Raw genomic sequence first — 7,076 nt, 5'->3', positions numbered from 1 at the left:
CGTCAGGCCGACGCGACCGAAGGCGCTGCGGTTGCCTGCGACTGCCTGTAAGTCGGAGACGAACTGCTCGATGATGCCCGCGACGTATTCGACGTAGGAGTCAGAGGAGAACCGACCGACGAACGCCCGGATGACGTTGCGGTCTGCGCGCGCCGACAATGCAATTCCGAGTACGCCGAAGATGGCGACGACGCCGACGCCGCTGGCGACGTAGGCGACCGTTCGCACGTCGTCTGCAGCTACATCGACGGTTCCGCCGCTCACGCCGGTCGCGAGGACGGTTGCGATGTCTCCGAGGCCGCCAGTCGCCGAGAGACCGACGAGGACGACGCCCGCGAGACCGGCGATAGTGAGCAGGTCGAAGACACGCTCAATTGCGAGCGAGGCGAATCCTGACGGGTACGGGATGCCGCGTCTGGCTTTCACTACGTACGCACGCACACCATCACCCAACCGAGCGGGAAACACGAGATTCCCGGTCTGGCTGATGAAAATTGCTCCAGTGAGGAAGCCCGATTTCTCGCGGTAGCCGAGTTCTCTGAGGATGTCGCGGTAGCGGATGCCGCGGAGTGGCCACGAGGCGAGATAGACGACCGCTGCGACCGCGACGAGTGCGGGGTCCGCGTTACCGAGGACGGCCAGAACCTCCGAAGGGTCGATGTAGACCGTCATCAGCGCAAGCGCGACGACAGTAAGGAGCAAGCCGGCGACGATGGTCACCCGGCGGGTGATACGCGGTCGAACCGACAGTTGCCACCACGTCCGGAGAATCTGACTTCCCATCCCGAGGATGTCGCGAACGAGGTCGACTTTCGTGTCGCCTTTCGGCTCCCAATCGACCGGGAATTCGGCGACGCGGAACCCTGCGCGCTGTGCGCGGACGAGCATCTCGGTGTCCCAGAACCAGTGTTCGTCCTCCACGTCGTGGCGGAGCGTCTCGAACACGTCTCTACTGAACGCCTTGAACCCGCACTGGTGGTCACGGAGGTCGGACTGGAGGAAAAAGCGGACGAGACCGTTGTAGGCTCGACTCGGTACGCCGCGCTTCGTCGGCCGGTCGGCGACGTTGTCTGGCATCCACCGAGAGCCGGTTGCGACGTCGTATTCACCCGTACGGACGCGCTCGACTAACCCTTCGAGGTGTCGCATGTCCGTCGCGAGGTCGGTGTCGAAATAGACGAGTGTGTCGCCGTCGGCGGCTTCGAACGCGCGTTCGAGTGCGCCGCCGCGACCGAGCCGCTCGTCGCTGTGGTAGTGGCGAATCCGCTTGTCTTCGGCGGCCAGTTCGTCGGCTATCTCCGGCGTTTCGTCGTCGCAGCCGTCTTCGGCCACGATAACCTCGAACGCGTCGGAAGGAAGGAACCGTTCGAGCGTCTCGACTGTAACGCGGACCGTATTTTCGATGGTCCGCGCCTCGTTGTATGCGGGGAGGACGACGCTCACTTCGACGCCGGCCGAAGTGATGGCGGCCGAGCGTCGGTCTGTCGGGCGACCCATTGTCGTCGTATGGCCGCTATCTGCGTATGTATTTTCTGTCTCGCGTCGTCGAGGTTGGATTTCGCTGTAAGGACTTATATCCGGACAGTAACGGCCTTCTGTGCTATTTTCTCTGTGTAATGGTGGGGAAAATAGGGTGTCACGGTATTGTTTTTGTGGAGAATAATCTCTGATAGTCATGTTCTGCTGGGATAATTCGTCGCTGGCGGGACCCGCCTCGGTGGCGAAGTGTCCGCTGTCAGTGGTTGTTAGGCGACCGTACCTGCGGTGGTGCAAGTACCCCCTTCGGAGCAGTATTTCGTGGTCAAAATCGCAAGACAGCAGCGTGTTAACCTCCTGTACCAAACCCCTGATAGGCGTCTCTCTCCTGTGTGTAGGTATGAGCACAACCGCCTCCACAACCGCGGCCGAGGGCGATGTCCTCGACGCCGCAGGGAACCTCTCCGAGAAGCAGCGTCGTATCCTCCAGTACCTCCGTACCAACGTCGGTACGCAGACGTACTTCAAGTCGCGACTCATCGCCGAGGACCTCGACCTCTCGGCGAAGGAAGTCGGCGCTAACATGCGCCCGCTTCTCGACGGCGAATTCGACGTGAGCATCGAGAAGTGGGGTTACTCCTCGGGAACCACGTGGAAGGTGACTGCTTAAGCCCTCACTGAACCCCTGACGCTTCAATCGAGCGCCCCCGGTGCGCTCCCCGGAACGCCGTCGTCTCCCCCTACGCGTTCCACCCCCCGATTTTTGGGTTTTCAGTGACGACATATGACCTCGCTTGTCACTGTCAAGAAGAGGGAACTGCCGTCAACTATCAGCTGTTAGTCGTCTGTTTCGACTCCGGAAGGGTATCGAATCGAGGGTCGAATCAGGGGTCGAACCGGATGAGACCAGCCGCGTCGTTCGCGAACGCTGCGGCATCTGACCCGAAGGAATCTGCGTACCGAATCAAGAGTGTGATGACCGTCTCGGGGTTGCGGACTTCGTAGCCGCTTTCGCGAGACAGCAGTCCGACGGCGTCTAGTTCTTTCGCATACGTGCTCACCGTCGCCCGCGAGACGCCGAGTTTGTCGGCGAGTTCGCTCCCTGTCGCGTCAGGGTCTCGGAGGAGGTGAATGAGCATTCCGCGCGGCGTGTCGCGGCGGAGATAGCCGAGTGCGACCTGTTCGAACGCGGAGAATCGACTCGCGGCGAAAAAGCGTTTGTAGTCACCGTCGCGGCGAACATCGAGCGTTCCTTCGTCGACGAGATTCCGGAGGTGATACTGCGTCTCGCCCGTTCCCAACTGCAAGTCGTCGCGTACTTTCGAGAAGTGTGCGCCCGGTGTAGCTGCCAGGTAGCCGATAATCGCATCCCGAGTGTCACTGGAGGATGAATCGGAGTCGTCGTCACTCGCACCGAGACCCACCAGTGGTGTGGCGGCCCCGAGTGCAGCGAAGCGACGGAGAGTAGCCCGTTTGTCTTCGTCTATCCGGCGGTTCGACATCTACTCTCACATAGGTGATGGGTTAAAGAAAAACGCTTCGGCATATCAATTGTCTGAGATTAGTGACGGTCTGCCGGTGTGACGGGTTCGGGCGAAAAGGGGAGAAAGCGCTATTCTAGGTCTTTTTCGAACGACATCTCGGCTTCGTCTTCGTCGTCTTCGTCGCCGTTTGTGGCGCTTTCCTGTTGACTGTTGTTCGCGGTTGCTTCGTCGGCTGTTTCACCGTCTGAGCCGTCCTGACCCTCGCTTTCAGAGACGACTTCGTCAGCTGATTTGATGGGTTCTTCTTCCTCGTCGACTTCGGCGATAACCTCGTCAGGTGACTTGATGTCGTTCACTTCGGCACCGGCTTTGATGGCCTCTGCTTCCTGTTCGAGTTGTTCGACGTTCATCTCGGCCGCTTCGTCGATTTGGCCGAGGATGTCGTCGATGTCGTCGAGACCGAGCAGTTCGCGCGTCTCCTCGTCGAACTCCATGCTGGAGAGGCCTTCCATATCCTGCACGTCGGAGCCGGTTAGCTGCTTGCCGTAGCGGCCGACGAGCGAGGTGAGTTCCTGCGGGAGGACGAACGTCGTGGATTCGCCCTGTCCGATGCGTTCGAGCGTCTCCATACCTTTGTCGATGATAGCACGTTCGCCCATCGATTCGGCGGACTTCGCGCGGAGCACGGTCGAGATTGCGTCACCCTGCGCTTCGAGAATCTGCGACTGCTTTTCACCCTGTGCGCGGATGATGTTCGACTGCTTTTCACCTTCGGCTGTCTCGACGGCGGAGCGACGCTCACCCTGCGCTTCGAGAATCATGGCACGGCGACGGCGCTCGGCGGAGGTCTGTTGCTCCATCGCCTGTTGCACGTCGGCGCTCGGGTTGACTTCGCGGACTTCGACGGACTCGACGCGGACACCCCACTCGTCGGTCGGTTCGTCGAGTTCCTTGCGGATGCGCGCGTTGATTTCCTGACGCTTGTTGAGCGTGTCGTCGAGTTCCATGTCACCGAGGACGGCGCGGAGCGTCGTCTGTGCGAGGTTCGAAACGGCGCGCTTGTAGTCGTCGACTTCGAGGAAGGCCTTCTTCGCGTCCATGACCTTGATGTAGACGACTGCGTCGGCGGTCACCGGCGAGTTGTCGCGGGTGATTGCCTCCTGACGGGGCACGTCCAGCGTCTGGGTACGCATGTCGAATGCGTAGGTTCGGGAGACGAACGGGGGAATGAAGTTGATACCCGGTTCGAGGAGGCGTCGGTATTCCCCGAAGACCGTGAGCGCCTTCTTCTCGTAGGCGTCTACGATCTCGACCATCTGGTACACCATGACGATGGCGAGGACGAGCACGAGGAAGCCGGCAACGACTCCTCCGATACCCAGACCTGCCTGGAGAGCAAGTAGGTCCATGACTCCGTCTAGGGTTGGTTGTATGATAAGTATTAGTGTGAAAAGGTCATCACGTCGGACGGTTTTGGTCGTCCGCACGTCTCATCTGGTGGGGTCCTGCTGTTCTGTCGCTTCCCGACTGTCGGCCCCTGGGGTAATTTCACGGATTTCGACATCCTCGACGCGGACACCGAACTCGCCGGTCTCTTTGTCGAGTTTTCGGCGGGGGTACACGCCGATTTTCCGTTGATTGTTGAGCGCGTCGTCGAGTTGCCTGTCGTTGAGGACGGTACGGAGCGTCGTCTTCACGAGATTCGAGACGGCGTACTGGTAGTCGTCGGCTTCGAGGAACGCTTTTTCGGCGTCCCTGACCGTGACCTCGACGACGGCGTCGACAGTTACCAGCGAATCGTCGCGGGTGAGTATCTCCTGACGAGGGACGTCGAGGGTCTGCGTCCGCATGTCGAACGAATAGGTCTGGGAGACGAACGGCGGAACGAAGTTCATACCCGGTTCGAGGAGGTCTCGGTACTCGCCGAAAACCGTGAGTACCCGCTTCTCGTAGGCACCGACAACCTCAAGCGACTGGGACACCGTTACGACGAGGAAAATAAGGATGGAGAGGCCAACGATGGTGGTTACGGTTCCTAGTCCTGTCTGGAGAACGAGTACATCCATAACCTCGTCCAAGATTGATCGTCTGATAAGTATTTGTGTGAAAGGGTCGTCACGTCGGGCGGTTTCGGTCGCCTCGACTGAGCCAGTTCCGTCATCGAGTGACTGTTAGGTCTGTTCTGCGTCTTCCGTTCTCATTCTCGCTCCAGTTCTCGTTCGCGCTCTCGCTCCGCTTCGAGTTTTTCGCGCCGTCGACGCGCCCGCTCTCTCGCGAGTTCGCGGTCGATTTCGTCTTCGCCCGGACCGACACCCTCGACGGTGACGACGTTTCCGCCGCCGGGGTCGACGACGACCACCTCGCTTCCCTCTTCTAACTCGCCGTGAACCGACCGGGCGGCGTAGTACGGGTTGAAGCCGCCCTCGTCGAGTTTCACTTCGCCGCTCGTCGGGGTGACACGTTCCGTGACGCGCCCGGTCTTTCCGGCGAGCGCGTCTGAATCGCTCGTTTGTCCCTGCCCTTTGCCACCGTACAGATCGAATTCACGGTAGCCGTACAGTGTCAGCCCACCGAAGACGAAGACGAGCAGGCCGAGGATAATCGGGCTTGCAAGCGGGGTAAAGAGGAATCCGACCAGTCCCGCGGCGAGGAGGGCGACGCCGAGGACGACGAAGTGCGCACCCGGCACGAACGCCTCTGCGACAGAGAGACCAAGTCCAGCGAGTATCAAGAGCAACGGAAGCGTCTCGGGACCGACGAGGCCGGTCTGCAACGGGAACAGCGGGTGTGCCATACCCGCTTTAGGACCGTCGCCCGATTAAGGGTTGAGGGTCGCGTCCCGTCTGTGGGTTTTGTCCGCGTTCCTACTCGCCTTCGTTTGGTTTGGCTGACAGTGACTCGTCGTGGATGAATGCGACGGTGTCTTCGTTTCCGCTGCGGACGAGCACGGTTCCGGTACTCGTGTTCGCGGGAACGGAGAAGACGGTCCAGACGGTTTCGGACTCGTTCGGTGTGAACAGGCCGCCGTTTGCGAACCCGGTCGTGTTTGCGAGCGGTTGGTGTGCGTACCGAACGCTATCGGATTCGAAGACGAGCGCGGACTGCGAGAGCGACCCCGGTGACGATTGCTGGGTCGTCACGTTGAGTGCGACGACGACGAACTGCTCGCCATCGGGAGCGGTGTACGACCGATTTCCGAGCTGTACCGACTCGGTCGTTTTCGCGTTCCACCGTGCAACCATATCGGCGGAGTCGGCGGGCGCACTGGAGACCGCAGAGACGCCGACGCCGGAGGCACCGCTGGGGCCGCCGAGTCCGTCAATCATCGGTCCGAGGGCTGCAACCGACCCGAGCGCGAGCACGAGCAGCAAGACCGCAACGACGACGACGCGGACGCTCGGCGGTGAACCGGATTTGAGGTCGTCGATAGAAGATGGCAGTCGGTCGCTAAGCGAACCACTTCCGTCGCCGTCCCCACCTGAGAGTCGCTCGCGGATGGCGTCTATCGGGAGCGACGCGAGCGCGTCTTCGACCGGTTCGGGAAGGTCGAACGGTAATCCGAATTCGACCTCCGCGCTTTCGAATACGTCTCCGTCGGTGTACTGCCGAACCGTCTCTTCGAGACCCTCCTCTGTGACCGTCTCTCCGAGCTCGTCTCGGTCGAGTAAGGTCACGTCGTGATTCGTGGCGAAGCCGCGTACCTCGTCGACGAATTCGCCCTGCGTTGCGACGACAACAACGTCGATTTGACGCTTCTTCGCGTGCGCGACGAACCCTTTGATGTGCTCTTTTTCGACCGTCGCCTCGATGTCGGGAAGCACCAGCATCATCCCCTTGGTCCCGTCCGCTCGTTGGCCTTGGACGAGATAGCGACCCTCCCCGCGGGGTTGTGCGTTCGTCTGCCAGTTACGTTGCGTCCAGAGGTCCGAGAGGAAGTGGACGAACTTCGTCGCGTCCAGTTCGATGAGTGTCGTCACTGTGTTTCCTCCGCCGTGTACGGTCTGTGTCGTCCGTCCTGTGTGGTCATGTCGCGTTCGTATTCGAGTTCGTCCAATCGGCGTGCAGCGCCGGGAGTAAACCGACCGCCGCGAGTATCAATCGGTATCACAGTCGTCG

6 protein-coding genes and 1 pseudogene are annotated in these 7,076 nt (G+C 60.7%); 1 reads left to right on the top strand and 6 read right to left on the bottom strand.

Annotated features, from left to right (window positions below; genetic code table 11):
* Positions 1 to 1,497: flippase domain-containing glycosyltransferase AglD (gene aglD / locus QT222_RS09815; RefSeq protein ID WP_491477056.1), on the bottom strand; the 1,497-nt coding region annotated here is incomplete at its 3' end.
* Between the two features lie 379 nt (positions 1,498 to 1,876).
* On the opposite strand from aglD, the gene QT222_RS09810 reads away from it, so the two are divergent.
* Positions 1,877 to 2,146: a DUF7123 family protein gene (locus tag QT222_RS09810; RefSeq protein WP_004057465.1), complete on the top strand. Its 270-nt coding sequence runs from the start codon at positions 1,877 to 1,879 to the stop codon at positions 2,144 to 2,146.
* 214 nt (positions 2,147 to 2,360) lie between these two features.
* On the opposite strand, the gene QT222_RS09805 is transcribed toward QT222_RS09810, so the two are convergent.
* From QT222_RS09805 to QT222_RS09785, 5 genes and pseudogenes are all read right to left on the bottom strand, one after another.
* Positions 2,361 to 2,978: a winged helix-turn-helix transcriptional regulator gene (locus QT222_RS09805; RefSeq protein ID WP_004057464.1), complete on the bottom strand. Its 618-nt coding sequence runs from the start codon at positions 2,976 to 2,978 to the stop codon at positions 2,361 to 2,363.
* Between the two features lie 110 nt (positions 2,979 to 3,088).
* The gene (locus QT222_RS09800; RefSeq protein WP_004057463.1) at positions 3,089 to 4,369 is read right to left on the bottom strand and encodes an SPFH domain-containing protein; all 1,281 of its coding nucleotides are present in this window, start codon (positions 4,367 to 4,369) and stop codon (positions 3,089 to 3,091) included.
* Positions 4,370 to 4,465: 96 nt separating this feature from the next.
* Positions 4,466 to 5,026, bottom strand: a pseudogene (locus tag QT222_RS09795) (SPFH domain-containing protein); the annotation flags it as partial.
* Positions 5,027 to 5,157: 131 nt separating this feature from the next.
* The gene (locus QT222_RS09790; protein ID WP_004057461.1) at positions 5,158 to 5,754 is read right to left on the bottom strand and encodes an NfeD family protein; all 597 of its coding nucleotides are present in this window, start codon (positions 5,752 to 5,754) and stop codon (positions 5,158 to 5,160) included.
* Between the two features lie 70 nt (positions 5,755 to 5,824).
* Complete coding sequence (locus QT222_RS09785) at positions 5,825 to 6,937, bottom strand: restriction endonuclease (RefSeq protein ID WP_491477055.1); 1,113 nt, start codon at positions 6,935 to 6,937, stop codon at positions 5,825 to 5,827.
* Positions 6,938 to 7,076 lie beyond the last annotated feature (139 nt).

It is taken from the genome of Haloferax sp. s1 (genome assembly GCF_058382125.1).
The sequence above is the reverse complement of the archived record's forward strand: the minus strand, read 5'-3'. Positions and strand labels throughout refer to the sequence as shown.